The organism is Actinophytocola xinjiangensis (assembly GCF_001921215.1).
Taxonomy (GTDB): Bacteria; Actinomycetota; Actinomycetes; order Mycobacteriales; family Pseudonocardiaceae; genus Actinophytocola; species Actinophytocola xinjiangensis.
Map to the genome: position 1 here is coordinate 517,892 of NZ_MSIF01000003.1, position 26,492 is coordinate 544,383.

26 protein-coding genes are annotated in these 26,492 nt (G+C 71.0%); 12 read left to right on the forward strand and 14 right to left on the reverse strand.

Annotated elements, in window-relative coordinates:
- Position 1 precedes the first annotated feature (1 nt).
- Both BLA60_RS46180 and BLA60_RS10150 read right to left on the reverse strand, forming a co-directional pair.
- Positions 2-1,606 carry a tyrosine-protein kinase family protein gene (locus BLA60_RS46180; RefSeq protein WP_154814247.1) on the reverse strand — a complete coding sequence of 535 codons (1,605 nt, stop codon included), beginning with the start codon at positions 1,604-1,606 and terminating at the stop codon, positions 2-4.
- Positions 1,603-2,199 carry a toll/interleukin-1 receptor domain-containing protein gene (locus tag BLA60_RS10150; protein WP_075132514.1) on the reverse strand — a complete coding sequence of 199 codons (597 nt, stop codon included), beginning with the start codon at positions 2,197-2,199 and terminating at the stop codon, positions 1,603-1,605. The genes BLA60_RS46180 and BLA60_RS10150 overlap by 4 nt, the downstream gene beginning before the upstream one ends.
- Positions 2,200-2,377: 178 nt before the next feature.
- On the opposite strand from BLA60_RS10150, the gene BLA60_RS10155 reads away from it, so the two are divergent.
- From BLA60_RS10155 to BLA60_RS10170, 4 genes are read left to right on the forward strand one after another with little or no spacing between them, the layout of a single operon-like run.
- Positions 2,378-3,022, forward strand: a complete 645-nt coding sequence (locus BLA60_RS10155) for an ABC transporter permease (protein ID WP_075132515.1) — start codon at positions 2,378-2,380, stop codon at positions 3,020-3,022.
- Entirely contained in the window at positions 3,019-3,984 is a 966-nt protein-coding gene (locus BLA60_RS10160) for an ABC transporter ATP-binding protein (RefSeq protein ID WP_075132516.1), read from the forward strand. Before BLA60_RS10155 ends, BLA60_RS10160 begins: the two co-directional genes overlap by 4 nt.
- Entirely contained in the window at positions 3,981-4,733 is a 753-nt protein-coding gene (locus BLA60_RS10165; protein ID WP_211288663.1) for an ABC transporter permease, read from the forward strand. Before BLA60_RS10160 ends, BLA60_RS10165 begins: the two co-directional genes overlap by 4 nt.
- Positions 4,734-4,759: 26 nt before the next feature.
- Complete coding sequence (locus BLA60_RS10170; RefSeq protein ID WP_075132518.1) at positions 4,760-5,719, forward strand: glycine betaine ABC transporter substrate-binding protein; 960 nt, start codon at positions 4,760-4,762, stop codon at positions 5,717-5,719.
- Between the two features lie 15 nt (positions 5,720-5,734).
- Here BLA60_RS10170 and BLA60_RS10175 read toward each other — a convergent pair whose 3' ends face one another.
- From BLA60_RS10175 to BLA60_RS10185, 3 genes are all read right to left on the reverse strand, one after another.
- On the reverse strand, positions 5,735-6,034 hold the full coding sequence (locus BLA60_RS10175; protein WP_245811909.1) for a MoaD/ThiS family protein: 300 nt from the start codon (positions 6,032-6,034) through the stop codon (positions 5,735-5,737).
- Positions 6,031-7,143, reverse strand: coding sequence for a WD40/YVTN/BNR-like repeat-containing protein (locus tag BLA60_RS10180; protein ID WP_075132519.1), 1,113 nt, complete (start codon positions 7,141-7,143; stop codon positions 6,031-6,033). The genes BLA60_RS10175 and BLA60_RS10180 overlap by 4 nt, the downstream gene beginning before the upstream one ends.
- A 102-nt stretch (positions 7,144-7,245) precedes the next feature.
- Positions 7,246-8,124, reverse strand: coding sequence for a hypothetical protein (locus BLA60_RS10185; protein WP_075132520.1), 879 nt, complete (start codon positions 8,122-8,124; stop codon positions 7,246-7,248).
- A 148-nt stretch (positions 8,125-8,272) separates the two neighbouring features.
- Here BLA60_RS10185 and BLA60_RS10190 point away from each other — a divergent pair, with 148 nt between their 5' ends.
- Positions 8,273-9,013, forward strand: a complete 741-nt coding sequence (locus tag BLA60_RS10190) for an AfsR/SARP family transcriptional regulator (RefSeq protein ID WP_075132521.1) — start codon at positions 8,273-8,275, stop codon at positions 9,011-9,013.
- Between the two features lie 32 nt (positions 9,014-9,045).
- Here the strand turns inward: BLA60_RS10190 and katG are convergent, their stop codons facing one another.
- The gene (katG, locus tag BLA60_RS10195; RefSeq protein WP_211288664.1) at positions 9,046-11,247 is read right to left on the reverse strand and encodes a catalase/peroxidase HPI; all 2,202 of its coding nucleotides are present in this window, start codon (positions 11,245-11,247) and stop codon (positions 9,046-9,048) included.
- 59 nt (positions 11,248-11,306) lie between these two features.
- Positions 11,307-11,753 carry a Fur family transcriptional regulator gene (locus tag BLA60_RS10200; RefSeq protein ID WP_075132523.1) on the reverse strand — a complete coding sequence of 149 codons (447 nt, stop codon included), beginning with the start codon at positions 11,751-11,753 and terminating at the stop codon, positions 11,307-11,309.
- Positions 11,754-11,841: 88 nt separating this feature from the next.
- Between BLA60_RS10200 and BLA60_RS10205 the strand changes: the two genes are divergently transcribed.
- The 7 genes from BLA60_RS10205 (at position 11,842) to BLA60_RS10235 (ending at position 19,034) form a co-directional block, all read left to right on the forward strand.
- Entirely contained in the window at positions 11,842-12,750 is a 909-nt protein-coding gene (locus BLA60_RS10205; protein ID WP_075132524.1) for a hypothetical protein, read from the forward strand.
- 69 nt (positions 12,751-12,819) lie between these two features.
- Positions 12,820-13,791: a sporulation protein gene (locus tag BLA60_RS10210; protein ID WP_075132525.1), complete on the forward strand. Its 972-nt coding sequence runs from the start codon at positions 12,820-12,822 to the stop codon at positions 13,789-13,791.
- A 126-nt stretch (positions 13,792-13,917) separates the two neighbouring features.
- Positions 13,918-15,156, forward strand: a complete 1,239-nt coding sequence (locus BLA60_RS10215) for an ABC transporter substrate-binding protein (protein ID WP_075132526.1) — start codon at positions 13,918-13,920, stop codon at positions 15,154-15,156.
- Positions 15,157-15,167: 11 nt separating this feature from the next.
- Positions 15,168-16,490, forward strand: coding sequence for a branched-chain amino acid ABC transporter permease (locus tag BLA60_RS10220; RefSeq protein ID WP_154814249.1), 1,323 nt, complete (start codon positions 15,168-15,170; stop codon positions 16,488-16,490).
- Between the two features lie 3 nt (positions 16,491-16,493).
- The gene (locus BLA60_RS10225) at positions 16,494-17,483 is read left to right on the forward strand and encodes a branched-chain amino acid ABC transporter permease (protein ID WP_075132528.1); all 990 of its coding nucleotides are present in this window, start codon (positions 16,494-16,496) and stop codon (positions 17,481-17,483) included.
- Complete coding sequence (locus BLA60_RS10230) at positions 17,473-18,315, forward strand: ABC transporter ATP-binding protein (protein ID WP_075132529.1); 843 nt, start codon at positions 17,473-17,475, stop codon at positions 18,313-18,315. Before BLA60_RS10225 ends, BLA60_RS10230 begins: the two co-directional genes overlap by 11 nt.
- Positions 18,312-19,034, forward strand: a complete 723-nt coding sequence (locus BLA60_RS10235; protein WP_075132530.1) for an ABC transporter ATP-binding protein — start codon at positions 18,312-18,314, stop codon at positions 19,032-19,034. Before BLA60_RS10230 ends, BLA60_RS10235 begins: the two co-directional genes overlap by 4 nt.
- Positions 19,035-19,038: 4 nt before the next feature.
- Here the strand turns inward: BLA60_RS10235 and BLA60_RS10240 are convergent, their stop codons facing one another.
- The 7 genes from BLA60_RS10240 to BLA60_RS10265 form a co-directional block, all read right to left on the reverse strand.
- On the reverse strand, positions 19,039-20,712 hold the full coding sequence (locus tag BLA60_RS10240; protein ID WP_075132531.1) for an outer membrane protein assembly factor BamB family protein: 1,674 nt from the start codon (positions 20,710-20,712) through the stop codon (positions 19,039-19,041).
- Positions 20,709-21,494, reverse strand: coding sequence for a hypothetical protein (locus tag BLA60_RS10245; protein WP_075132532.1), 786 nt, complete (start codon positions 21,492-21,494; stop codon positions 20,709-20,711). The genes BLA60_RS10240 and BLA60_RS10245 overlap by 4 nt, the downstream gene beginning before the upstream one ends.
- Before the next feature lie 3 nt (positions 21,495-21,497).
- Entirely contained in the window at positions 21,498-22,502 is a 1,005-nt protein-coding gene (locus BLA60_RS10250; protein WP_154814251.1) for a hypothetical protein, read from the reverse strand.
- Positions 22,503-22,528: 26 nt separating this feature from the next.
- Positions 22,529-22,738, reverse strand: coding sequence for a hypothetical protein (locus tag BLA60_RS43105; protein ID WP_154814252.1), 210 nt, complete (start codon positions 22,736-22,738; stop codon positions 22,529-22,531).
- Between the two features lie 159 nt (positions 22,739-22,897).
- Complete coding sequence (locus BLA60_RS10255) at positions 22,898-24,367, reverse strand: hydrogenase large subunit (protein ID WP_075132534.1); 1,470 nt, start codon at positions 24,365-24,367, stop codon at positions 22,898-22,900.
- On the reverse strand, positions 24,364-25,830 hold the full coding sequence (locus BLA60_RS10260) for a proton-conducting transporter transmembrane domain-containing protein (RefSeq protein ID WP_075132535.1): 1,467 nt from the start codon (positions 25,828-25,830) through the stop codon (positions 24,364-24,366). The genes BLA60_RS10255 and BLA60_RS10260 overlap by 4 nt, the downstream gene beginning before the upstream one ends.
- Entirely contained in the window at positions 25,830-26,492 is a 663-nt protein-coding gene (locus BLA60_RS10265; RefSeq protein ID WP_075132623.1) for a hypothetical protein, read from the reverse strand. Before BLA60_RS10265 ends, BLA60_RS10260 begins: the two co-directional genes overlap by 1 nt.

Here is a 26,492-nt window from a genome sequence, read left to right on the forward strand (position 1 = left end):
TTCAGGTCACCTTTCCGTTGGTTCGCCGGTCGAGGCGGGTGAGGAGGGTCTGGATCTCGGTGTGGAGGGGGTGGGTGGGGACCGGGTGGTCGCCGTTGGTGCGGGTCTGGCTGAGCAGTTCCAGGTCGACCGTCAGGTCGCCGATCAGGGCCAGGTCGCCGTTGTCGAGGGCGGTGGCCATGGCGTGCACGGTCTGGACGAGCAGGTCCAGGCGCAGCGGGTACGGAACCTGCGCCGGGACCCGGCGCAGGGCGGTGGCGGCGTCGCGCAGGGTGGTGTGATCGGTGTCGGCCGGTGGGGCGTCGGAGATCAGCTCGTGCAGGCGGTGGGCCACGTGGTCGGGGCGCATCGTGCGCAGTTCAAGGGGGCGGAGATTGCGCAGGAACGACGGGAGGCGCGCCGGGTCGGTGCCCCGGGTGAGCACGCAGAACAGCTGGCGGCCGTCGGCCTCCAGGGAGCGGCGCAGGAAACGCTCGGCCTCGGAGATCTGCCAGCGGGTCACCTCGCCGTCCACCACCAGGCACAGGTGCTGGGCCAGCACGGGGCGGTCGAGGCGTTCGGGGTCGCCGGACAGGGAGCGGTCGGCGCGGACGTCGAGCGCGTGCAGGCCCTCGATCAGCTCGGTCGCCACGTGCGAGGCCGACCAGGGGCAGGAGACCAGCACGTCCAGGTCGAACCGCTGGCGGTGGGTGCGGGCCGCGGCCACGTAGGCGTCGCGGTTGTCGGCCAGCAGGTCGGTGCGGTCGAAACGCTGGGCGATCACCGAGGCGACCGTCTCCAGGGAGAAGGAGATCTGGTCGGCCGACGGCGACTGTTCGGCCAGCACCGCCAGTTCCTCGCCGAAACTCCAGTACGACACGTACGGCACCGACAGGTGCCGCAGCATCAGCTCCTCCGGCACGTTCTTGGACAGCCAGTTGCGCCACAGCGGCGCCACGATCTCGACGCACCGCTCCTTCCACCGCTCCGCCCGCTGGTACTCGACCCGGCCGTCCAGGCGCGAGAGCAGCGGCAGCACCAGGTGGGCCGGCCGGTCGTAGGGCAGGGCGTCGCGTGCCCGGTCGGCGCTGCGGACCACGTCCACGGCGTTGGTGACGCTCTGGTCGTTGGCGGTGAACACCATGACCAGGCGGTCCGGCAGGTGGGCGGTGCAGATCCCGGCGGTGTCGGCGATGCCGGTGCGGCTGTCGATCAGCACGAAGTCGTGGTCGCGGGTCCACTCCGCGCGGCAGGTCTCCAGGAACGCGGCGAACCCCCGCTGGTAGAGGTCGTCCCAGTCGATGGACTGGACGCGGGTCCTGTACCCGCCGTCCTGGCGGCCGGCGGCCAGCAGCGTCAGCTCGCCGTCGACGTCGAGGCGCACGCCGTGCGCGCGCGGCCGGGCGGCGCCGGCGAGGAACGCGCTGGCCAGGTCGACGACCCCGCCCTTCGGCTCGGTGGGCATCACCCCGGCGAAGTAGTAGTGCAGGCCGGGGGCCTCCAGGTCCCAGTCGATGGCCAGCACCCGGTAGCCCCACCTGGCCAGCAGGACCGCGACGTTGGCCAGGGTGAAGCTGCGCCCGACCCCGCCCTTGTAGGAGTAGAAGGTGATCACCGTGCCGGTCATTCGTCGAACCTCGGCATCCGGGGCGGCGGGATGAGGTAGGGCTCGGTCAGGTCGACGACCGGCCACTCCGGCCGCCACTCGGGCACCTGGGCCAGCAGCTCGGCCAGGTCCTCCGCGAACGCCACGACCCGCTTGTGGAAGGGCAGGTACTCCACGGTGTCCTGGAAACTCGGGTGCGGGTGGGCGTGTTCCTTGAAATCCTGCCAGCTCAGCTCGCGGCTCTCCGGAGGGAAATTCACCGAGTCGGCGAAAAGAATCGGGTAGAGCAGCGTCTGCGGCTTCTCGACACTGCGTAGTCCGAGCATCCGCTCCCGCTCCCGCATGCTGCGCATCTCGGCCATGCACCACCGCGACTCGAAGTACGGCGGGTTGAACACCGGAACCATGATCTTCGTGTGTCGCACCGCTTTCTTCAGCTCCGACGGCCAGTGCACGCCGCGCGGCATCGCCCAGTCGACATACACCGTCGGCGCGGCCGCGAGCTGGTCGGACAGGCAGTCGACCAGCGTCTGGTAGAAGTGGTTCTCCAGCCATTTCCGCACGTTTCCGCGACGGCAGTAGCTGATGAAGACATCGAACTTGTATCCGGACACGCGGGGAATGATAAACAGCTCCCGATGGCCCCCAAAAGCCGAAAATGTGGGCATTTTCCGGGGTATTGACACGGACTGGACAACGGACCGGGTGACCCCGGTCGCTACCGCGAAACCGCTGTGGATCACTAGGGTGGGTCCGGATGCACACAGCGGAGCACAGCGGGGAGGTGAGTCTGTGGGCTTCGGCGACTACCTCGCCCGGCGCTGGGAGGACATCGTCCTGCTGGGGATCGGGCACCTACAGGTGGTGCTGATCGCGGTCGGGATCGCCGCCGTGATCGCCATCGTCCTCGGGTCGCTGGTCGCCGGGCACCCGGCCGCCAGCCGGCCGGTCCTCGCGATCACCGGGACCATGCTCACGATCCCCTCGTTCGCGCTGTTCGGCCTGCTCATCCCGCTGTTCGGGCTCGGCGTGACACCCTCGGTCGTCGCCCTGGTGCTGTACGCGATCTTCCCGATCGTGCGGAACACGGTCACCGGGCTGGAGGCGGTGCCGCCCGAGGTGCTCGACGCGGCGCGCGGCATGGGGCTCGGGTCGGTGCGCCGGCTGGTGGTGGTGCGGCTGCCGCTGGCCTGGCCGGTGATCCTCACCGGCATCCGGCTGGCGACGCTGATGAACGTGGGGATCGCCGCCATCGCCGCCGCGGTCAACGGGCCCGGCCTCGGCAAGCTGATCTTCGACGGGCTGGCCAGGATCGGCGGTGCGAACGCGCTCAACGACACGCTCGCCGGTGTGCTCGGGGTCGCCGTCCTCGCGCTGGTGCTCGACCTCCTCTTCCTGGGGCTGGTGCGGATGACGACGTCCAGGGGACTGCGATGACCGAACCGATGATCCGACTCGACCACGTGAGCAAGCGCTATCCCGGTGCGCGGACGTTCGCCGTCGAGGACCTGTCGCTGGACATCGAGGCCGGCGAGACGGTGATCTTCGTCGGCCCGTCCGGCTGCGGCAAGACGACCACCATGCGGCTGGTCAACCGGCTGATCGAACCGACCGACGGGAAGATCTTCGTCAACGGTGAGGACGTCGGCACGGTCGACGCCGACGAGCTGCGCCGCCACATCGGCTACGTCATCCAGCAGATCGGCCTGTTCCCGCACCTGAGTGTCGCGGCCAACATCGGCGTGGTGCCACGCGCGCTCGGCTGGCCCAAACAGCGCATCGCCGAGCGGGTCGAGGAGCTGCTCACCCTGGTCGGACTGGACCCGGACACCTTCCGGCGGCGCTACCCCAAGCAGCTCTCCGGCGGCCAGCAGCAACGCGTCGGGGTCGCCCGCGCGCTGGCCGCCGACCCGCCGGTGCTGCTGATGGACGAGCCGTTCGGCGCCATCGACCCGATCACCCGCGACCGGCTGCACGACGAGTTCGTCGCGCTGCAGGCCAACATCCGCAAGACGGTCGTGATCGTCACCCACGACATCACCGAGGCGGTCAAGCTCGGCGACCGGATCGCGATCTTCGCCGAGGGCGGGCGGCTGGCCCAGTTCGACACCCCGGCCAGGATCCTGGCCGAACCGGCCGACGAGTTCGTCGCGTCGTTCGTCGGGTCGGGCGCGGCGGTGCGCGGGCTGAGCCTGCGGCTGGTCGGCGAGCTGCCGCTGGCACCGGACTCGGGCGCGCCGGGCCGGGCGAGCGTGCGGGTCGACCAGAGCCTGCTCGACGCGCTGGACACGATGCTGCACGCGCACACCGAGGTCGCGGTCGTGCGCGACGGGGATCGGGTGGTCGGCGAGCTGGACTGGGCGACGGTGCTGCGCACCCCGCCGGGCGGCCAGTCGTGACCACTCCCACCCAGCCGCTGCCCAGGCGGATCACCCCGGCGAACGTGCTGGTCACGCCGCTGGTGCTGCTCGCGGCGCTCGGCGCGCTGTTCTGGTACCTGAGCGGGCTGGAACTCGACGACATCGAACGGCGCTCGATCAACGCCGACACGATCCTGACCCACCTGTGGGAGCACGTGGAGCTGGTGGCGGTCTCCAGCGTGCTGGTGATCGTGATCGCCGTGCCACTCGGGGTGCTGCTCACCCGGCCGGCGCTGCGGCTGGTCACCCCTCCCCTGCTGGGGCTGGCCAACATCGGCCAGGCCATCCCGTCGATCGGCATCCTGGTGCTGCTGGCGGTCACGGTCGGCATCGGCTTCGACAAGGCCGTGCTGGCACTGGTGGCGCTGGCGATGCTGCCGGTGCTGCGCAACACCATGATCGGCGTGTCCACAGTGGACAAGTCGTTGATCGACGCGGCGCGCGGGATGGGACTGACCCGCACCACCGTGCTGCTGCGCGTCGAACTGCCGCTGGCGGTCCCGGTGATCCTGGCCGGTGTGCGGATCGCGCTGATCCTCAACGTCAGCAGCGCCACCCTGGCCACCTACACCAACGCCGGCGGCCTCGGCACGCTGATCGCCACCGGCGTGACGCTCAACCGGCTACCCGTGCTGATCACCGGCAGCGTGCTCACCGCCGTCCTGGCCCTCACCGTCGACTGGCTCGCCGGGCTCGCCGAGGCGGCGCTGCGCCCGCGCGGGATCTGACCCTGCCCCCTCCCGGAAGGAACACCATGCGTGCGCTGGCCCGAACCCTGACCGCGGTACTCGTGGCGGCAGCCGGTGTCACCGGTTGCTCCATCGCCGAACCGTCCTCCGACGTGGCCGCCGGCAGCCTCGCCGACATCGCCTCGCTGGACGGCCGGTCGATCACCGTGGGCAGCAAGGAGTTCACCGAACAGCTGATCCTCTGCGAGATCACCATCCAGGCGCTGCGCTCGGTCGGCGCCGAGGTCAGCGAGAACTGCGGGCTGGTCGGCAGCGACACCACCCGAGCCGCGCTGACCTCCGGCGACATCGACGTGTACTGGGAGTACACCGGCACCGCGTGGATCAGCTTCCTCAAGAACACCGACCCGATCGACGGCGCCGAACAGCAGTACCAGGCCGTGGCCGACGCGGACCTGGACAACGACATCGTGTGGCTGGAACCCGCGCCCTACAACAGCACCTACACGATCGTCGCCAAGACCGACGTGGCCACCGAACACGACGTGAAGTCCATCTCGGACTACGCCGCGCTGGTGAAGTCCACACCGGACGCGGCGACCATGTGCGCGGCCACCGAGTTCCTCGCCCGCAACGACGGCTGGCCGGGGTTGCAGGAGACCTACGGGTTCACCCTGCCCGCCGACAAGCTCGCCACCGTCGCCGAGGGCACGCTCTACGACAACGCCGCCAAGGGCAGCCCGTGCAACTTCGCCGAGGGCGTGACCACCGACGGCCGCATCCAGGCGCTCAAGCTCACCGTGCTGGAGGACGACAAGGCGTTCTTCCCCGTCTACAACCCGGCGCCGACCGTGCGCAAGCCGGTCGCCGACGAGAACCCCGAGCTGCGGGAGCTGCTCAAGCCGATCGCCGACGCCCTGGACCTGGAGACCATCCAGAAGCTCAGCACCCACGTCGACATCGACGGCGAGCAGCCGGGCGACGTGGCCGAGAACTGGCTCAAGGAGCAGGGGTTCATCGGCTGAGGCCGCGCGGCCCGCTCAACCGCCGGCCATGGCGCCGACGACCAGGAACGGCTCGGAGCCGTCGGCCACCCTGGCCGGCAGCGGGCTGTCCGGCTCCTCATGCGAGAGGTCCTGCTCGCAGGCGAAGTAGCGGACGTAGGCCCGCCGCCGGCCGGTGGCGGCGTCGCGGATGGTTCCGCGCAGCACCGGGTAGCGCCGCTCCAGCGCGCCCAGGACCGCGTCGGTGGTGACCTCCCCCGGCACCTCCACCGTCACCTCGCCGTCCACCCGCGCCAACCGCCGCAGGTGGACCGGCAACCGCACCCGCACCGTCACAGGGTCTGCACCTCCACCGACAGCACCGCCGGCAGGTTGCTCACGATCGGGGACCAGGTGTCGCCGGAGTCGGGTGAGAGGTAGACCTGGCCACCGGTGGTACCGAAGTAGACACCGCAGTCGTCGAGGGTGTCGATGGCCATCGCGTCCCGCAGGACGTTGACGTAGCAGTGTTCCTGCGGCAGGCCGGCGGTCAGCGGCTCCCACTCGTCGCCGCCGGTGCGCGAGCGGTACACGCGCAGCCGGCCCTGCGGCGGGTAGTGCTCGGAGTCGCTGGTGATCGGCACGACGAACACCGTCTCCGGCTCGTGGGCGTGCACCGCGATCGGGAACCCGAAGTCGGACGGCAGGTTGCCGCTGATCTCCCGCCAGTTGTCGCCGCCGTCGTCGGAACGCATGACGTCCCAGTGCTTCTGCATGAACAGCGTGTCCGGGCGCGCCGGGTGCATGGCCAGGCGGTGCACGCAGTGGCCGACCTCGGCGTCCGGGTCGGGGATGCCGTCGGAGACCAGACCCCGGTTGATCGCCTTCCAGGTCTTCGCGCCGTCGTCGGTGCGGAACGCGCCCGCCGCCGAGATCGCGATGTAGAGGCGTTGCGGGTCGGTCGGATGCTGCATGATCGTGTGCAGGCACAGGCCGCCCGCGCCCGGCTGCCAGGTGTCGCCGGTGCTGTGCTCGCGCAGGCCGGGCAGCTCCTGCCAACTCCCGCCGCCGTCGGCACTGCGGTACAGGCCGGCGTCCTCGATCCCCGCGTAGACCAGGTCGGGGTCGGTCAGCGACGGTTCGAGGTGCCACACCCGCTTGAACTCCCACGGCACCGGCGTCCCGTCGTAGTACTGGTGGGTACCGGGGTCGCCCTCGTAGGTGAAGTCCTTGCCGACCGCGTTCCACGTCCGGCCGCCGTCGTCGGAACGCTGGATCAGCTGGCCGAACCAGGACGTGGACTGGGACGCGTAGAGCCGGTCGGGGTCGGCCGGCGAGCCGGCGACGTGGTAGACCTCCCAGCCGCCGAAGTGCGGGCCGCTCACCTCCCAGTTGTCGCGGGTGCCGTCCGCGGTCAGTACGAAAGCACCCTTTCGGGTGCCGACGAGAACCCGTACGCCGGTCATGCCTGCCTCCTTCTGGACGAACCGGACCTGTCGTCGCAAGCATGGCACCGACCACCGACAATCACCGGACGGCCGGGTGCCCCCGCACCCGGCCGTCGGCCATCAGCCTGGTGGGAACTTCCCGTTCTTGGCCACCGGCACGGCCAGGGTCTCCCGCGCGAGCAGCGTCGCCGACTCCGGCGGCAGCTCGACCAGCAGCGGGTTGATGTGCCGCAGCCGCAGCTGGATCTGCCGCAGGTCAGGCGCGGCGATGGCGTAGGTCTCCAGGTCCACCCAGCGCACGATCTCCAGCACCCGCTCGGGGATCTGCTGGTCGTTCTTGCGCACCGGGACGCACAGCTGGCGGTTCTCCTGGACGAGGACCGTCGTCGGCGGGATCACCGCGAGCTCCGGGTTGAGCTGGGTCAACAGCAGCTTGCGCCCCATCGGGACCTGCGGGGTCTCGCTGTAGCAGACCAGGTCGAGGTAGCGCACCAGCTCCAGCACCTCGGCCGGCGGCTGCGCGCTGTTCTTGAGCACCGGCAGGCACAGCGTCTCCGGCGCCATCATCACCACCTCGCGGCGCGGCAGGTCGGCGAGCACCGGGTTGAGGTGGCTCAGGACCAGCGGCACCTGGAGGCGGGGACCGTCGACGCGGTAGCAGGACAGGTCGACGTAGCGGACGAACTCCAGCACGTCCTTCGGCGGGATCACCTCGTTCTTGGCCACCGGCGAGCACAGCTGGGTCCGCGGGCCGAGGCGGCCGATCTCCCAGCGCGGCTGGTCGGCCAGCACCGGGTTGAGGTGGCTGAGCACGATCGGCGCCGGCAGCGGTGGTGGGGTGTACTCGCTGGTGCGGAAGCACTCCAGGTCCAGGTTGGCGACGAAGCGCGCCGGGGTCGGCGGGTCGAGCGCGGCGGGCCGCTGGTCGGCGGCGGCCGGGGCCGCCAGGCCGACGACCAGGGTCACGACGGCGATGGCGACGCGGGATCTTCGGAACATGCGGTGGCCTTTCTCGATGGGCCGGGGAAAAATCGTGGCCCACTCATGAAAACCACTCGCGTTAAAACGGTCTTAAACCGCGCGAGCGCGCGAAGGTCCGCCCGAACGGCCATTGCGGGCCACCCGCGAAGCGGGTGACAGTGGTGCCGTGACCGGCGCCGGACCCGAGCTGGTGATCCGCACGCTCGGCGGGTTCCGGGTGGTGCGCGACGGCGCGCCGGTCCCGGTCACCGCGTGGCCGTCGCGCAAGGCGCGGGACCTGGTCGCGTTCCTGGTCACCCGGCGCGGCCGGCCGGTCAGCCGGGAGACGATCGGGGCGGTGCTCTGGCCCGGCGAGGCCGCCGGGCCGGTGCGCAACCGGCTGTCGGTGGCGCTGTCCACGGCCCGCTCGGTGCTCGGCGGCACACTGGTCACCGAGGGCCAGACCGTGCGGCTGGACCTGGCCGCCGCCGAGGTCGACGTGCTGGCCTTCCTCGGCGACGCCCGGCGCGGGCTCCGGGCCTGGCGGCTGGGGCGGCCGGAGGCCTGGGCGCTGCTGCACGTCGCCGAGAGCGCCTACACCGGCGACTTCCTGGCCGACAACCCGTACGCCGACTGGGCGCAGGAGCTGCGGGACGAGGCGCGGCTGATCTACGAGCAGGCCGCGCTGCTGCTCGCCGCGTACGCCGGCGACCGCGGCCAGCACGTCACCGCCAGCCGGTACTGCCTGCGCGTGCTCGAACACGACCGGTACAACGAGCCGGCGCACCTGTCGCTGGTGGCGGCGCTGTCGGCCACCGGCTGTCACGGCGAGGCCCGCCGCCGCTACCGGACCTACGTCGCACGGATGGCGGAGGTCGACGTCGAACCGAGGGCCTTCCCCGGACAACGGGGACGCCCGGACCGGTGACCCGGCCCGGGCGTCCCGGAACAACTCTGAACTCAGACCAGGTCGAACCGGTCGAGGTCCATCACCTTGCTCCACGCGGCGGCGAAGTCACGGACGAACTTCTCCCGCGCGTCGTCGCTGGCGTAGACCTCGGCCACCGCCCGCAGCTCCGAGTTCGAACCGAAGACCAGGTCGACCCGGCTGCCCGTCCAGCGGACCTCGCCGCTGTCGCGGTCCCGCGCCTCGAAGGTCTGCGAGTCCTCGTCGACCGGCTTCCACTCCACGGCCATGTCGAGCAGGTTGACGAAGAAGTCGTTGGTCAACGACCCCGGCGTCGCGGTCAGCACACCCAGCTCCGACCCCTGGTGGTTCGCGCCGAGCACCCGCAGGCCACCGACCAGCACGGTCAGCTCCGGCGCGCTCAGGTCCAGCAGGTTGGCCCGGTCCACCAGCAGGTACTCCGCCGGCAGACCGTTGGTGCCCTTGCCACGGTAGTTGCGGAACCCGTCGGCGACCGGCTCCAGCGGGGCGAAGGACTCCACGTCGGTCTGGTCCTGCGCGGCGTCGGTACGGCCCGGGGTGAAGGCCACCTCCACCTCCTGGCCGGCGGCGCGAGCGGCCTGCTCGACCGCGGCACAGCCACCGAGCACGATCAGGTCGGCCAGCGACACGCGCTTGCCGCCGGTCTGGGCGCTGTTGAACTTCTTCTGGACGTCCTCCAGCGTGCCCAGCACGGTCGTCAGGCTCTCCGGCTCGTTGACCTCCCAGTCACGCTGGGGCTGCAGACGCAGGCGGGCACCGTTGGCGCCGCCGCGCTTGTCGCTCGCGCGGAAGGTCGAGGCCGAGGCCCACGCGGTCGACACCAGCTGCGCGACCGTCAGGCCCGACGCGAGGATCTGCGCCTTGAGCGCGGCGACGTCCTCCGCCCCGACCAGTTCGTGGTCCACGGCCGGCACCGGGTCCTGCCAGATCAGCGTCTCCTGCGGCACCAGCGGGCCCAGGTAGCGCTGGACCGGGCCCATGTCGCGGTGGGTCAGCTTGAACCACGCGCGGGCGAACGCGTCGGCGAACGCCTCCGGGTTCTCCAGGAACCGCCGCGAGATCGGCTCGTAGATCGGGTCGACGCGCAGCGCCAGGTCCGTGGTCAGCATCGTCGGCTGGTGGGACTTGGCCGGGTCGTGCGCGTCGGGCACGGTGCCGGCGCCGGCCCCGTCCTTGGGCTTCCACTGGTTGGCGCCCGCCGGGCTCTGCTCCAGCTCCCACTCGTAGCCGAACAGGATCTCGAAGAAGCTGTTGTCCCAGGCCGTCGGGGTGTTGGTCCAGATGCCCTCCAGACCGCTGGTGATCGCGTCACCGCCCTTGCCGGTGCCGAAACCGTTGCGCCAGCCCAGGCCCTGCTCCTCGATGCCGGCGCCCTCCGGCTCCGCCCCGACGTTCTCGGCCGGGCCGGCGCCGTGGGTCTTGCCGAACGTGTGGCCGCCGGCGACCAGCGCGACGGTCTCCTCGTCGTTCATCGCCATCCGGCCGAACGTCTCGCGGATGTCACGGGCGGCGGCCAGCGGGTCCGGGTTGCCGTTGGGGCCCTCCGGGTTGACGTAGATCAGGCCCATCTGCACGGCCGCGAGCGGGCTCTCCAGCTGGCGGTCGCCGGTGTAGCGCGAGTCGCCGAGCCAGGTGCGCTCCGGACCCCAGTAGACGTCCTCGTCCGGCTCCCACACGTCGGCGCGACCGCCGGCGAAACCGAAGGTCGTGAAGCCCATGGTCTCCAACGCGCGGTTGCCGGCGAAGATCATCAGGTCGGCCCAGGAGATCGAGCGGCCGTACTTCTTCTTGACCGGCCACAGCAGCCGGCGCGCCTTGTCGAGGTTGCCGTTGTCCGGCCAGCTGTTCAGCGGCGCGAACCGCTGCTGACCGGCGCCGGCGCCGCCCCGGCCGTCGTGGATCCGGTAGGTGCCGGCGCTGTGCCAGGCCATCCGGATGATCAGCGGGCCGTAGTTGCCGAAGTCGGCCGGCCACCAGTCCTGGGAGGTGGTCAGGACCTCGTCGACGTCACGGGCCAGCGCGTCCAGGTCCACGGTCGCGAACGCGGCCGCATAGTCGAAGTCCCCGCCCATCGGGTCGGCGACGGCGTTGTGCTTGCGCAGGATCCGCAAGTTCAGCTGGTTAGGCCACCAGTCACTGTTGCTCCCACCCTCGGTCGGGTGGTGGAAGCGCCCCGCCGAGACCGGGCACCCGCCCGCGCCCTCCTCGTTCATCTCTCCGACAACTGCGTCTGGTGTGTCAGCCACAGGATTCCTTCCGGATGTGCTCTGGTTCAACTGCGTGCGTTGGTGTAGCAGTCGGGGCACAGGCCCCGATAGATGACCTCCGCCTCGTCGATGACGAAGCCGAGATCGTCGGCCGCGGTCAGACAGGGCGCGGCGCCGACGGCGCAGTCGACGTCGGCGATCACCCCGCAGGACCGGCACACCACGTGGTGGTGGTTGTCCCCCACCCTGGCCTCGTACCGCGCCACCGACCCCGGCGGCTCGATCCGCCGGACCAGACCGGCATCGGTCAGTGCGCGAAGCACGTCGTAGACGGCCTGGTGGGAGACCGTACCGAGGTTCGCGCGGACGACGCCGGTGATCGAATCGGTGTCCGCGTGGGGATGCTCGTGCACGGCGGACAGCACGGCCAGGCGGGGCCGCGTCACACGTAACGCGGCACCGCGCAGCAGGTGCTCGAAGTCGGCGGTGGGCACAGGCGCAGTCTCGCCCATTTTCTGGAATGAATCAAGTCTAGCGCGGCGCGTGATTGCGCCTGATGGCTCATCGTGACGACCCAGCCACTGTCCGATGACCACAGGTATGACAGACATTTCGGTCGACACACCGCCGGGAACCCGCACCGGCCGCACGGTGATCATCAGTGTGGCAGCGGGGATCCTGCTCGCCGTGCTGTGGTCCTACGAGTTCGTCGACAGCGTCATCGGCGACAATGTCGCGAACACACTGCTGGGCCACGAGGCCAGGGCCACACCGATCGCCGGCACCGGCGCCGGCCTGCTGTTCGCGTTCGTCTCCGGCTTCGCCGGGACCTTCACCGCGTGCAACATCGCGATGGTGGCGTCGATCGGGCCGATGAGCCAGGCCGGCGGCGACCGGAGCACCGGCGTCGTCCGCGCCCTGTTGCGGCCACTCGGCGCGTTCACCGCCGGCATGGTCACGGTCTCGGCGGTGTACGGCTTCGTCGGGGTCCTGGTCGGCGAGCGACTCCCCCAACTGTCCACCGACACCGTCGGCACGGTGCCGGTGCGCCTGATCCAGTCGTCGGTCGTGTTCGGGATCGTCGGGCTGGGGCTGATCTACCTGGGGCTGGCCGCGTTGGGGGTGGTGCGCGACGTGTTCGCCGACCGGCCGACCGCCCGGGTCGTGGTGCTCGGCGCGCTGGTCGGCGCCTTCCTCATCGGGCGGCCCTACGCGATGTTCGTGATGCTGTTCCGGTCGGCCGTCGAGTCCGGCAACCCGCTCTACGGGGCGGCGACGTTCACCCTGCAGTCGATCGGCAACATCCTGGTGGTCTCGCTGCTGTTCGCGCTGCTGGTCCTGGGTACCCGGGGGCGGTTCCCCCGATGGCTGGCCGCCAACCCCCGGCGCACCACGGTGGTGAGCGCGACGATGCTGCTCGCGCTCGGGGTTTTCACCGTCGTGTACTGGGACCTGCGCGTTCCGGCGCTGTTCGGGTTCGGCTGGTTCCCGACCATGCCCTACAACTGAGCCGCTCCCCCTGCGCCGATACGCTTTCGGGTACTCGGGGTATTCGCGAAGTTCGGGAAGGGATGTCCGTTGTTCAAACGAATGTTGTCCGCCTTCGGTGTTGGAGGTCCGTCGGTGGACACCGTGCTCGACACGGCGTCGGCGCGGGCCGGGGAGGTGTTGGGCGGCCGGGTCAGTATTCAGGGCGGGTCGGCCGATGTCGTCATCGATCAGGTGATGCTGTCGCTGGTCACGCGGGTCGAGGTGGAGCGGGCCGGGGGCGGCGAGTCCGGCGCCGTCGGCGAGTTCCACCGGATGGTCGTCGGGCGGGAGGTTCGGGTGGCCGCCGGGCAGAACCTGGACATTCCGTTCCAGTTGGCGCTGCCGTGGGAAACGCCGGTGACCGCCGTTGGTGAGGTCGCGCTGCCGGGGATGACCGTCGGCGTTCGTACCGAGCTGGTGATCAAGGGCGCCCCGGACAAGGGAGACCTCGACCCCGTCGCGGTCGAGCCGTTGCCGTCGCAGAACAGCGTTCTGGAGGCGTTCGGCGAGCTGGGGGCCACGTTCCGCTCGGCCGACGTGGAGGCCGGGGTGTTGCACGGCGTACCGCAGCAGCTCGGGTTCTACCAGGAGATCGAGTTCTTCCCACCGGCTCGCTTCGCCGGGCGGCTGGCCCAGATCGAGCTGACGTTCGTGGCCACCGAGTACGACCTGTGGGTGGTGGTGGAGGCCGACAAGCGCGGCGGGTTGTTCCGCCAGGGCGGCGACACCTTCGGTCGCTTCCACCTGTCGCACGAGGACGCCGAACGCGCCGACTGGACGTCGATGATCGGCGAGTGGCTGGAGCAGGCCGCCAACCGCGCGCCCATGGCCGGCCACGGCTTCGCCGGCAAGCAGGGACACCACGGCCACCACGGCCATCACGGGCGCGGCGGCCCTGGCATGGGCGGGGTCGTCGGCGGGGTCGCGGCCGGCCTGGTCGGCGGCATGATTCTCGGCGACATGATGGACGGTGGACTGTTCGACGGTGACGAGGGCGGCGACGACGGCGGCGAGGAGTAGCCGTCACGCCAGGTATCGGGTCCGTAACGGTGACCCACTCGTGTATGCCGTCGCGCACGTCGCCCGGGATACAGTCCCGGCTCCAGATCAGCCGCACTGCGGGGAACGCGCTGGAGGAGTGGTCGCATGAGTGTCCGCCCGGGGAACGCCCTTACCGCGGTCGTTGCCGCCGCCGCCCTGGTCCTCACCGCGTGCGGCGGTGAGGAACCCGGCGCCGGCGGCGGCAACGACGCCGAGGTCCCCGCCGAGGCCTTCAAGCTCGGCTCGCTGCTCGCCGAAACCGGCGCCCAGGCCTCGGCCGCCGCGCCGCTGGTCACCGCCGCGAAGCTCGCCATCGACGACATCAACGCCGCCGGCGGCGTGTTCGGCAAGGACGTCGAGTACCGCCAGCAGGACTCCACATCGGACAACGACACCGCTCTGTCCGCCGCCCAGTCGCTGATCAGCTGGGGTGCCGACGCCGTCGTCGGCACCTACGGGTCCGGCATGGCCGCGGCCGTCGTCGAACCGATCACCCAGGCCGGGGCACTGATGGTGTCCGGGTCCAACACCTCCTCCGAACTGACCGGGATCAGCCCGCTCTACTTCCGCACCGCCCCCACCGACGCGCTGGAGTCCGCGCAGCTGGCCGACCTGCTGGTCGCCGACGGCAAGACCTCCGCCGCGGTCATCTGGCAGAACGACACCTGGGGCGAGGCGTTCAAGGTGTCCATGGAGGACAACCTCGAACAGGCCGGCGTCACCGTCGCCACCAGCCAGCCGTTCAACGTCGACGACACCGACTTCACCGCCCAGGTCAACGCGGTCGTCTCGGCCAAACCGGACGCCGTGGTGTTCCTGTCCTACACCGTCTACACCGGCGCGATGGTCGAACAGCTCATCGGCACGCACAAGTTCGCCTCGGCCAACGTGTACTTCTCCAGCTCCACCATCGGCGACTACACCGGCAGCCTGAGCAACCCCGCCTACCTGAAGGGCATCCAGGCCTTCCAGCCCGGCGCCGAACCCGACACCCAGGCCGAGTTCGACGCCCGCGCCAAGGAGGCCAACCCCGAGCTGAGCGCGTTCGCCTACGCCGCGTCGACCTACGACGCGACGATCATCGCCGCGCTCGGCGCCATCGCCGCCAACTCCGCCGACGGCCAGACCATCGCCACGACGATGCGGGAGATCTCCGGCGGCAGCGGCGACGGCGAGAAGTGCACCAGCTTCGCCGACTGCAAGAAGCTGCTGGAGGACGGCAAGTCCATCGACTACGACGGCCTGACCGGCGGCATCGCGTTCGACGAGAACAACGACGAGACCGAGACCAACTACATCCCCTACGTGTACCAGGCCGACGGGACCTACCAGCTCAAGCAGTGAGGCCACCTTCCGTGCCACGACGGGCGCTCCTGCTGGCCACGGCCCTGCTGGCCACGGCCCTGCTGGGCCTGCTGCTCGGGCCGCTCACCGGCACCGCCACCGCCCAGGACGACTACGGGTTCATCCCCCGGGTCGTCGACGCCGCCGGCACGCCGGTCGCCGGGGTGGTGGTGACCGTCCGCGACGGCGACGAGGAACTGGGCACGACCACCACCGACGCGCGCGGCAACGGCACCGCCGTCCAGGTCCCCGACAAGGGCCGGTACACGCTGGTCTTCGACACCTCCGGCGTGCCGGCGGGCTTCGCCGGCGGCGAGCTGTACGCGGTGGACAAGGAGGTCGGCGAGGCGCACACGCTCAACACCCAGCGGGTCCTGGTCAGCCTGAAGGAGAAGGCCAACGGCGGGGTGGTGCCGAGCGCACCGGTCGAACGGGAGTCCGCCGGGCCGACGGTGAGCCTGCCGATCCTCGTGCAGCGGCTGGTGTCCGGACTGAACCTGGGGCTGCTGCTGGCGATCGCCACCATCGGCCTGTCGCTGATCCACGGCACCACCCGGCTGACGAACTTTGCCCACGGCGAGAACGTCACCTTCGGCGCGCTGATCGCGTTCCTGTTCTGTGTGGTGCTCGGGCTGCCGCTGGTGGTCGCCGGGCTGATCTCGGTGGCCGCCGGCGCGGCGTTCGGCTGGCTGCAGAACGCCGGGCTGTGGCAGCCGCTGCGCCGCCGGGGCGTCGGGCTGATCCCGGTGATGATCGCCAGCATCGGCGTCGGGCTCGCCGTGCGGTACCTGTACTTCGCGATCTTCGGCAGCGGCACCCGGCGGGTCACGCCGGAGAGCATCCCGTCGGTGCGGCTGGGTTCGGTGGTGATGCCGGTCAGCGCCTACTACAGCATGGCGATCAGCCTGGCGGTGCTGGTCGCGGTCGGCTGCTGGATCCGGTACTCGCACCTGGGCCGGGCGACCCGCGCGGTGTCGGCGAACCTGCCGCTGGCGGCGGCCAGCGGGATCGACGTCGACCGGGTGATCCGGGTCGTGTGGATCCTCGCCGGAGCGCTGAGCGCGCTGGCCGGCGTGCTGCTGGCGCTGCTCAACGACGTCTCCTACGACATGGGTTTCAAGTCGCTGCTGCTGATGTTCGCCGCGATGATCCTCGGCGGGCTGGGCACCGCGTTCGGGGCGCTGGTCGGGGCGCTGGTGGTCGGGGTGTTCACCGAGGTCCTGGTGGTGTGGCTGCCGCCGGACATGAAGTACGTCGGCGCGCTGATCGTGCTCATCCTGGTGCTGCTGGTGCGCCCGCAGGGGATCTTCGGCCGCGCGGAACGGATCGGGTGAGACATGGACATCCTGCTCACCTCGCTCCAACAGATCATGTCGCCGGTGACCGCCGCGTACGCGCTGGCCGCGATCGGGCTGAACCTGCACTTCGGCTTCACCGGGCTGCTGAACTTCGGCCATGCCGGGTTCCTGGCGATCGGCGCCTACGGGTTCGCGATCTCGGTGGCGGTGCTCGACCTGCCGGTGGTGGTGGCGCTGCTGGTCGCGGTGGCGCTCGCGGTGCTGTTCGCGCTGCTGATCGGCATCCCGACGCTGCGGCTGCGCGCGGACTACCTGGCCATCGTGACGATCGCCGCGTCGGAGATCATCCGGTTCACGGTGAACTCGTCGGTGCTGGCCGGGCTGACCGGCGGCGCGCAGGGCATCAACAACAACGAGGCCATGGGCAACAGCTACTCGCAGGCCTTCAAGGACGCCAACCCGTTCGACGCGGGGCGGGTGGAGATCGGCCCGTGGGTGTTCACCGCGACCCAGCTGTGGGCGGCGATCCTGACCTGGGTCGTGGTGGCGGTGGTGGCGGCGCTGGTGTGGGCGCTGATGCGCAGCCCGTGGGGCCTGGTGCTCAAGGGCATCCGCGAGGACGAGCACGCGCTGACCAGCCTCGGCAAGAACGTGCGGCTGTACAAGACCCAGTCGCTGATCATCGGCGGGGTGATCGGCGCGCTCGCCGGGATCATGCTGGTGCTGCCCTCGACCGTCGCGCCGGGCGACTTCAACTCGCGGCTCACGTTCAACCTGTTCACCGTGCTGCTGCTGGGCGGGGCGGCGACGATCCTCGGGCCGGTGCTCGGCGCGATCGTGTTCTGGGTGCTGCTCCAGGCCTCCGACGGGCTCATCCAGCTCGGTGAGCGCGGCGGCTGGCTCGGCGGGTTCGCCGACGCCAGCCAGCTGCGGTTCACCCTGGTCGGGATCGTGCTGGTGGTGCTGATCGTGTTCCGTCCACAGGGGATGCTCGGCGACCGGAAGGAGCTTGCCTTCGATGACAAGTGATCCGGTCCTCGTCGCCGAACGGGTCGTGCGCGGGTTCGGCGGCGTGCGCGCGGTCGACGTCGAGCACCTGACGGTCGAACGCGGCACGATCACCGCGCTGATCGGCCCGAACGGGGCGGGCAAGACCACGCTGTTCAACGTGCTCACCGGGTTCGACCGGGCCGACGGCGGGCGGTGGTCGTTCGACGGCACGGACGTCACCGGCCTGCCGGCGCACCGGATCGCCCGGCTGGGCATGGTGCGCACCTTCCAGCTGACCAGGGTCCTCGGCCGGCTGACCGTGCTGGAGAACATGCTCGTCGGCGCCCGCCACCAACCGGGGGAAACCCTGCGCAGGGCGCTGGTTCCCGCGCTGTGGAAGGGAAAGCGAGCGGCCGATGTGGACCGGGCGCGGGAACTGCTCGACCGGTTCGCGTTGGGCGCCAAGGCCGGGGACCACGCGGCGAGCCTGTCCGGCGGGCAGCGCAAGCTGCTGGAGATGGCCCGCGCGCTGATGAACGAGCCGACGCTGGTGATGCTGGACGAGCCGATGGCCGGGGTGAACCCGGCGCTGGCGCGGTCGCTGCTCGACCACATCACCGCCCTGCGGGACGAAGGCCGGACCGTGCTGTTCGTCGAGCACGACCTGCACCTGGTCAAGTCGGTGTCCGACCGGGTGGTGGTGATGGCGCAGGGCGCGGTGGTCACCGAGGGCGCGCCGGACACGGTACTGCGCGACCCGGCGGTCGTGGACGCCTACCTCGGTGCCCACCACGACACCGACCTGCGGGAGATCATCGCCAGGGAGACGGCCAGGGAGACGGCCGGGGAGACGGCGGAGGAGACAGGGTGAGGCCGGCGCTGGAGATCACCGACCTGGTCGCCGGGTACCTGCCGGGGATCAACATCCTCGACGGCTGTTCGGTCACCGCCGGCCGGGACGAGCTGGTCGGCATCATCGGACCCAACGGCGCCGGCAAGTCGACCCTGCTCAAGGCGGTCCTCGGGCTGGTGACCGTCCACTCGGGAACGGTGCGCCTCGACGGTGAGGAGATCACCGGGTGCAGGGCCGACGAGCTGGTCGCGCGGGGCGTCGGGTTCGTCCCGCAGAACGCCAACGTGTTCGCGCCGATGACCGTCGAGGAGAACCTGCGGATGGGGCTCTACCTGCGTCCCCGGCAGTACGGGCGGCGGGTCGAGGTCATCCTGGAGATGTTCCCGGAGATCGCCGGGCTGCGCCGGCGCAAGGCCGGGTCGCTGTCCGGCGGGGAACGCCAGCTGGTGGCGATGGCCAGGGCGCTGATGACCGAGCCGACGGTGCTGCTGCTCGACGAGCCGTCGGCCGGCCTGTCCCCCCTCCGCCAGGACGAGACGTTCCTGCGCATCCACCGGATCAAACGCTCCGGGGTGTGCGTGTTGATGGTCGAGCAGAACGCGCGGCGCTGCCTGCAGATCTGCGACCGGGCCTACGTGCTCGACCAGGGCCGCGACGCCTACACCGGCACCGGCGACGAGCTGGTGCACGACCCCCAGGTCGTCCGCCTCTATCTCGGCGACCTGGGGGACGGCTGAGCGGCTACTCCACCGCGAACGCCACCGTGTCGGCCTTGTCCTGGGAGTCGGTGCGGTGCGTGATCGAGAACATGATGAACAGACCGTCCCGGTAGATGGCCTGGTGGTTGTCGCCGCCGAAGTAGAACGCGCGGCGGTGGCTCATCAGGCTGTCCTGCTCGTGGACCCTCGGCCCGAGTGCCATCACCGGCTCGACCGTGCCGTCGGCCGGGTTCACGGACAGCACCATCGCCTTGCCGCCGTTGGCGTTCTCCGGTTGGAACACGACCACGCCCTCGGCCCGCACCATGCTGATCATCCGGCCGGAGACCTTCCCGGTGCGCCAGGCCTCCTCGCCGGTCGCCGGGTCGAAGGCCACCAGTTCGTTGCGGAACTCGGTGGCCTGGTTGGAGCCGGCCTCCGGGTCACCGGGGTTGATCTGGTCCACCCTGGTGGTCAGGATCAGTTTGCCGTCGACGACGGTGCCGTTGTGGCAGGTGCCGAGCGCGTAGTCGTCGCAGGCGTTCATGAACTCGCCCTCGTGCTTGCCGGCGTCGTAGGCCTCGATCGGCTTGCCGTCACCGGTCGCCGGGTCGGCCACCACGATCTGGCTCTCATGGCCCAGGTGGCCGAGCTCGATGATCAGCGGCTCGACGGACAGTACCCCCATTACCGGGATCGGCTCGCCCTTCTCGTCGACGGGGGTGGTCCACTCCCACTGGGCCGCGAGGTTCGCGTCGAAGCTCTTGAGCCGGCGGAGGGTCTTGCCGTCCCCGGCGTCACAGACCATCTCGGCGAGCAGTGCCTCGCCCATGACGGCGAGGTCGTCCGGGGCGCACGCGGAGTACGACTCGGGAACCGTGGTCGGCTGCCCGTTGGTGAGGTCGAACGCGCGCGGCTTCTTGCCGCCGAAGAGCACCTTGCCGGCGAAGATCGCCGGGACGTCGCCGTTGCTCGCCGGCACGTTGTCGGGGTCCGCCCGCCTGGCGGTCTTGTCGTTCGGGTCGGGGTTCTCCTCACCGAACTCGGCGGTCCACACCTCCTCGCCGGAGGTGAGGTCGAGCACGACGAGCCGGCCGCAGTTGTCCGAGGTGTCGTCGTTGGTGGCGATGAGCAGTGCCACCTTGTTGTCCGACGGCGTCATGGACGAGCGGCAGTGGTCCTTGGGCTGGCCGTTGATGTCGTAGGTCCAGGCCTCGTCGCCGGACTTGAGGTCGTAGCCGACGACGCGGTCGGGCAGTCGCCGGACCAGGAGTTCGTCGGTGGTCCAGAAGTCCTCGACGCCGATCGCCCCGGGGGCGGGGCCCTGGCCCACCCGCCAGGACACCTCGGCGGCGCCCAGCTTCTCCACGGCGGCGTCGTACTCCTTGCCGCCGGAGGCGTCCGCGCCGCCGGAGTCCCTGGTGAACAACCAGAACCCGCCGCCGCCCAGCACCAGCACCGCCACCACGACGAGCGCGATGACCAGCGTGCGGCGCGAGCCCTTCTCCGCCGGAGGCGGCGGACCGGGCTGCTGCTGCCACTGGGGTTGGCCCGGCGGCTGGCCGGGCGGCTGGTTCGGCGGCCACTGCTGGGGCGGCTGTTGCTGGGGCGGGTACGGCTGTCCCTGTCCCTGCCAGGCGTTGCCCGGGGGGCGCTGGTACTGGTGGGGCGGCTGACCGGGGCCGGGATAGCGGTTGCCGTGGGGAGGCTGGCTCATCGTGTCCATTCGGGAGCGGTGTAGGCGCTGGGTTGCGGTGGGTAGGGACCCGACTGCCGCTGTGCGCTCACCGCGCCCTTGATCCGGCCAAGGCCGAACAGCAGGTAGCCGAGGATGATCACGCCGCCGAGAAGCCCGACGACCATCATGGCGAACTCGTCGTTGTCGGGGTTGAGGAAGTCGTAGAGGATCTCGTACACCCCGGCGGTCAGGAAGTACACGAAGTAGGCCAGCGGGAAGGCGATCCAGGTCAGCGGGTGCCACCACTTCGCCGCGGCCTGGTTGCGGCCGACGAACAGCCAGTCGACGAACACGATCGCCGGCGTGACGATGTGTTCGAAGGGCTGGTCCTCCAGACCGCCGCCCATGATGCCGAAGAACGTGCCGGCCACCAGCAGCAGCATCACCGTTGTCGCGCCACGTAACCAGGGCGACGCCGGCTCGTGGCGGCGACCGCCGGTGAACACCGGGTAGATCAGCAGGACGAGGTAGACGATGGCGGTGGCGAGGCTGGCCTGCTGGCTGAGGCCCTCGAAGTTCGCCTCCCAGCCGGTCGCGTCGCTGAACCCGTACAGGGCGCAGGCGATGATCGCGATCCGCCACAGGCTCACGCCGACGAGCACCGCCGGGTTCACCCGGCCCGGCGGCTGCCCGGGCGGCCCGGGTTGTCCCGGATACTGCTGACCGGGGTACCGGTACTGCTGCTGGTTCTGCTGGCCCGGGTACTGGGGTTGTCCCGGGTACTGGTTCGGTTGGCCGGGTCCGGCTCCGTAGGCGGTCATGGGCTAATCCTGCCCGCCGACAGCCTCCACAATGGCCCGAACGAACTCAACGTCCTCGGGCCGGGCCTCGGTGATACCGCTCACATCGTTGCCGTAGGCGGCGGTGACCCGCACGATGTTGTCGCCGACGGCGACCCAGGCGTTCAGGTTGCCCTGGGTCGACCCGCCGCCGGCCTGGTCGACCCGGATCAGCGCGCCGTCGCCGACGTCGCCGTGGGTCAGGTTCTGCGGGGCTTTGCCCGGCTTGGCGAGGCTGACCTCCAGGCGTCCCGACTCGCCGCCGAACACGCAGTTGAACGCGCCGTCGTCGCGCTGGACGGTCCTGGCCGTGGTCAGCTCGGACTGGAGCGTCTCGTCCGCCTGGTCGAGATCGATGTCCGCGCAGGGACCTTCCGGCTCGCCGTCCTGGATGTCCAGTTCCTCCGGCAGACGCTCGAACACGGCGTTGAGCAGGGTGGTGAACTTCTTCGCACCCTCCTCCACGACCGGCATCCCGTTCTCCTCCTTGCCGGAGGAGTCGAAGCTGTAGAACAGGTCGACGCCGACCGTGCCCTTGATCGCGTGCACCAGGTAGATCTTGAGGTCGATCTCCGGGTTGGCCAGGCCGATCGTCTCGGCCCGGTCACCGACCTCCAGCGGGATCCGGTTGTCGTAGTTCTTCTCCCACTGGTCGAAGTAGGTCTCCGGGTCGACGCCGGGGGCGTAGGTGAGCTTCACCCCGGTCGCGCCGGGATGGTCGGCCGGGTAGTACGTGCAGGTGGCCTGCCGGATCCCGTAGGAGTTGACCATCACCTCGGCCGAGGTGACGTACATGGAGTCGACCTCGAGCCATTCCGCGAGCTCCGCCAGGTCGACCACACCGCACTCGTCGAAACCCGGCGCGGAGTCCGCCGAGCCGGTGTCACCCGTCCCACCGCCGGCCGCCGGCGAACCGGCGACGGCGGTGGAACAGGCGGTGAGCGTCAACATCGCCACGACCCCCATCACGGCGCACAGTCGACGAATCATGGATCCCCTCCCGCTCACGCCCCGACTCAGGGTGCCCCGGTCGTCATCTCCGGGGCGGTCATCTCCGGAGCGTCGATCTTCAGCGACGGCTCCGGCAGCGGCTTGAGCGTCGGCTTGAACGTCGGCGGGCTCGGCGGCGGGACCTCGTCGTCGCCACATCCGGCGACGGTCATGACGGCGGCCGCGACCCCCACCGCGACCACGCCCCGGCGAACCCATCCGCTCGGTGCACTCATGTGTCAGTTCTCCCTCTGTGAAACCCACCCGTAAGACACGCATCTCCCCGGGACGACGACCGACGACGGCCACACGTCCACACAGCTATCCGGGGATCGCTGACGACCGTATTGCGGCGCCCACCCCACCGGTGTCGGGCGAACACCCGACAGGCGTTGTCACAGGTCGTTACCGGCGTAGGACAGGTTGAAACTCTTGTTGGTGAGCGGGAAGTCCGGGACGATCGTGTCCGCGAGCGCCACCGGTAGGGCCGGCCAGTTGAAGAAGCTCGGATCGACGATCTTGACCCTGGTCAGCACACCGTCCGATGTGGTCTCGACGCGGTGGGTGACGGTGCCCCGCCAGCCCTCCACGATCCCCACGCCGGAGCCCGCCGCGGCCCGGTCCCGCTCGGGTTCCTGGGCGCCGCCGCCGGTCAGGGCGGCGATCCTGGTGACCGAGTCGGCGAACTCCTCGACCCGGACCACGAACCGGGACAGCACGTCGCCCTCGGTGTGCGTGTGGCGCACGTGGTCGGTGGGCGTCGGCAGGAACGGGTGGTCGTGGCGGGCGTCGACGAGCAGCCCGCTGGCCCGGGCGACGTAGCCCAGGGTGCCCAGGTCGGCGGCCTGGTCGCGGGTGAGCACCGACGTGCCGGCGAACCGGTCGCGCACGACGCTGTGCTCCAGCGCCAGGTGCGCCAGCTCGGCGACCTCGGTGGCCAGGACGGCCAGCCGGTCCGGGTCGGGCAGGGTGGCGACGGTGGCACCGCCGGGGTGGATCGCGCCGCGCAGCAGGCGGCTGCCGGTGACCGCGTCGTTGATCCGCAGCAGTTCCTCGCGCAGCCGTCCGGCGTGGACGTTGAGGATGCCGTGGCCGACGTCGTTGGCCAGCGCACCGAGGTCGGCGACGTGGTTGTACAGCCGTTCCAGTTCCAGCAGGACCGCGCGGACCCGGGTGGCGGCGGCCGGGACGGTCAGCCCGGTGGCCTGCTCGACGGCCAGGCAGTAGGCCAGCGTGTGGCCGACGGTGGTGTCGCCGCTGACCCGCTCGGCCAGCTCCACCCCGGACTCGGGGGTCCGGCCGGTGAACAGCCGTTCCAGTCCCCTGTGGACGAACCAGAGCCGGGCCTTGAGGTTGAGGATGGTCTCGCCGACGACGGAGAACCGGAAGTGGCCGGGGCCGATCATGCCGGCGTGCACCGGGCCGACCGGGATCTCGTACACGCCGGGGCCCTCCACCGCGCGGAACGGGTAGGGGCCGTCGGTGTCGCCGAAGTCCGGCGGGTCACCGGCGTCGGCGAGCATCGGGTGCCAGCCGCGCGGCCAGTGGAAGTGGCGGACCAGACGGCGGGGCAGCGGGTGGTCGTCGGGCACGATGCCGAACAGGTCGTGCAGCTCGCGTTCGAACCGGCCGGCGGGGAAGGACAGCCCGGCCAGGCTCGGCAGGTGCGGGCGCGCCCGGTCCAACTCGACGTGCAGCTCGACCCGGCGGTCGGGGTCGGGCGCGGTGAACAGGTACACCGCGCGCAGGGCGTCGCGGCCGATCACGGTGTCGTCGTGGCCGGCGACCAGCGCGAGGCGGAAACCCTGGTCCAGCAACGACCTCGCGTGCGCTGGCAGCTCGTCGGGGCGCAGCGTGTGCCTCATCGCGCACCCGCCACGACCTCGGCGGCCTGACCGATCAGCGAGCCCAGTGGCCCGGCGGTGACGCCGAGCACCGCGCACGCGGCCAGCCCGCCGAACACCGCCACGGCCGTGGGCACCGGCAGCCGGACCGCCGCGCGCGCCGCACCCGGCCCGTCCGGCGGGTCGCCGAGCATCATCCGTCCGCTGTGGACGAACAACGCGCCGGCGATCACCACGACCAGCACGACGGCGGCGGCCGTGACCCAGCCAAGACCCTCGCCGAACCCGGCCCGGAAGATCCCCAGCTCGCTGGCGAACAGGCTGAACGGCGGCAGCCCGACCAGGGCCAGCACACCGAGCCCGACGCCGCCGGCCAGCGCCGGGTGCGCCGAGGCGAGCCCCCGTACGCCGGCCACCGCGCTGGTGCCGGTGACCTGGAGGATGCGCCCGGCGCCGACGAACAACGCGCCCTTGGCCAGTCCGTGGCCGAGCACGTGCAGCAGCGCGGCGGCCACCGCGAACTGGCTGCCGATGGCCGAGGCGAGCGCGACCAGCCCCAGGTGCTCGATGCTGGAGTAGGCGAGCATCCGCTTGTAGTCGCGCTGGCCCAGCAGCAGGGTCGCGGCCAGCACCAGCGAGGCCAGCGCCATCACCACCAGCACGGTCCTGGCGAACCCGGCACCGAGCGCGGCGTCGGCGATCACCTTGACCCGCAGGATCGCGTAGGCGGCGACCGAGAGCAGCACACCGGACATCAGCGCGGAGACCGGCGCCGGGGCCTGGGAGTGCGCGTCGGGCAGCCACGCGTGCAGCGGCGCCAGCCCCGCCTTCGCGCCCAGGCCGATGATCAGCAGCGCCACGGCGATCCGGGTGACCCCGGGATCCAGGCCGGGCGCGGCGGCCGACAGGTCCACCAGGTCCAGCCCGACCGGACCGCCGGTGGCGTGCCGCGCGGCGTGGTTGAGCACGATCACCCCGAGCAGCGCCAGGGCGATCCCGGTCGAGCAGATCACCACGTACTTCCACGCGGCCTCCACACTGGCCCTGGTCCGCCGCTGGCCGACCAGGAACGCGGTGACGATCGTGGTCGCCTCGATCGCCACCCACAGCACGCCGAGGTCGGCGGCCAGCACGGCCAGCGCCATCGTGGCCAGGAACAGCTGCACCAGCAGGCAGTGCCGGCCGGCGGTGCGGGTGCCGGCGCGGCCGGCGGCGATCTCCGCACGCAGGTACGCCGGGGTGGCGACGGTGGCCAGCAGGCCCACGGCGCCGATCACCACCAGCATGAACGACGAGAGCGCGTCCAGGCGCAGCAGCCACGCGGTGCGCGGCCCGTCCTGGGCCACCGCCACCGCCAGCACGATCGCCACGGCCAGCACGCCCGCCGCGCTCGCCGGGGCCAGCCAGGTGCTCGCCCGCCGCCAGCCGAACACGGCGTAGAGCGCCGCGGCGAGCACGGGAACCAGGATCGGCAGCCAGATCATCAGTCGCGCAGCTCCCGCAACTCGTCGAGATCGGTGTCCCCGAACGTCTCCCGCATCCGGGTGGCGAGCAACTGGAGCACCAGCACGGCCAGCAGCACGTCGAGCGAGACGCCCACCTCGACCACCAGCCCCACCCCGGCCGTGGTGAGGAACCCGACGGCGGTGATCCCGTTGTCCAGCAACAGGAACCCGACCAGCTGGGACAGTGCCCGGCGGCGGGTCACCAGCACCAGGAACCCGATCAGGACCACGGTCACGCCGACCGGGACCGCCTGGGTGGCCGGCGAGGGCGCCAGCGCCACCAGCGGCTGGGACACCGCGAAGCCCAGCAGCGTCAGCCCGGCGGCGGCCAACAGCGAGGACGCGACGTTGACCGACGGCGCGCTCTCCCGGCGCGCGGCCTCGGCGCCGGTCAGCGCGCGGCGCACCAGGTGGGGCAGTACGCCCACGCGCAGCACGGCGATCCCGCCGGCCACCGCCCACAGCTCGACCGAACCCTCGCGCGCGGCCAGTACCGCCACCATCACGGCCAGCGCCAGCCCCTGCAGGGCCAGGATCCGCACGATCACCGCCAGCTCGCGGCGCCACAGGATCAGCACGGCGGTCAGCAGGAACGCGCCGGCCGCGAGGTAGAGCAGTTGGGTGTAGAGCGACTCGCTCAC

What these genes read in the sequence shown, in the direction of transcription:
- BLA60_RS10160 (WP_075132516.1), top strand. Translation starts at nt 3,019, where the DNA reads ATGACCGAACCGATGATCCGACTCGACCACGTGAGCAAGCGCTATCCC.
- katG (WP_211288664.1), bottom strand. Translation starts at nt 11,247, where the DNA reads ATGAACGAGGAGGGCGCGGGCGGGTGCCCGGTCTCGGCGGGGCGCTTC.
- BLA60_RS10200 (WP_075132523.1), bottom strand. Translation starts at nt 11,753, where the DNA reads ATGGGCGAGACTGCGCCTGTGCCCACCGCCGACTTCGAGCACCTGCTG.
- BLA60_RS10245 (WP_075132532.1), bottom strand. Translation starts at nt 21,494, where the DNA reads ATGACCGCCTACGGAGCCGGACCCGGCCAACCGAACCAGTACCCGGGA.
- BLA60_RS10185 (WP_075132520.1), bottom strand. Translation starts at nt 8,124, where the DNA reads ATGTTCCGAAGATCCCGCGTCGCCATCGCCGTCGTGACCCTGGTCGTC.
- BLA60_RS10205 (WP_075132524.1), top strand. Translation starts at nt 11,842, where the DNA reads ATGACAGACATTTCGGTCGACACACCGCCGGGAACCCGCACCGGCCGC.
- BLA60_RS10225 (WP_075132528.1), top strand. Translation starts at nt 16,494, where the DNA reads ATGGACATCCTGCTCACCTCGCTCCAACAGATCATGTCGCCGGTGACC.
- BLA60_RS10250 (WP_154814251.1), bottom strand. Translation starts at nt 22,502, where the DNA reads ATGATTCGTCGACTGTGCGCCGTGATGGGGGTCGTGGCGATGTTGACG.
- BLA60_RS10260 (WP_075132535.1), bottom strand. Translation starts at nt 25,830, where the DNA reads ATGATCTGGCTGCCGATCCTGGTTCCCGTGCTCGCCGCGGCGCTCTAC.
- BLA60_RS10180 (WP_075132519.1), bottom strand. Translation starts at nt 7,143, where the DNA reads ATGACCGGCGTACGGGTTCTCGTCGGCACCCGAAAGGGTGCTTTCGTA.
- BLA60_RS46180 (WP_154814247.1), bottom strand. Translation starts at nt 1,606, where the DNA reads ATGACCGGCACGGTGATCACCTTCTACTCCTACAAGGGCGGGGTCGGG.
- BLA60_RS10255 (WP_075132534.1), bottom strand. Translation starts at nt 24,367, where the DNA reads ATGAGGCACACGCTGCGCCCCGACGAGCTGCCAGCGCACGCGAGGTCG.
- BLA60_RS10230 (WP_075132529.1), top strand. Translation starts at nt 17,473, where the DNA reads ATGACAAGTGATCCGGTCCTCGTCGCCGAACGGGTCGTGCGCGGGTTC.
- BLA60_RS10240 (WP_075132531.1), bottom strand. Translation starts at nt 20,712, where the DNA reads ATGAGCCAGCCTCCCCACGGCAACCGCTATCCCGGCCCCGGTCAGCCG.
- BLA60_RS10170 (WP_075132518.1), top strand. Translation starts at nt 4,760, where the DNA reads ATGCGTGCGCTGGCCCGAACCCTGACCGCGGTACTCGTGGCGGCAGCC.
- BLA60_RS43105 (WP_154814252.1), bottom strand. Translation starts at nt 22,738, where the DNA reads ATGAGTGCACCGAGCGGATGGGTTCGCCGGGGCGTGGTCGCGGTGGGG.
- BLA60_RS10215 (WP_075132526.1), top strand. Translation starts at nt 13,918, where the DNA reads ATGAGTGTCCGCCCGGGGAACGCCCTTACCGCGGTCGTTGCCGCCGCC.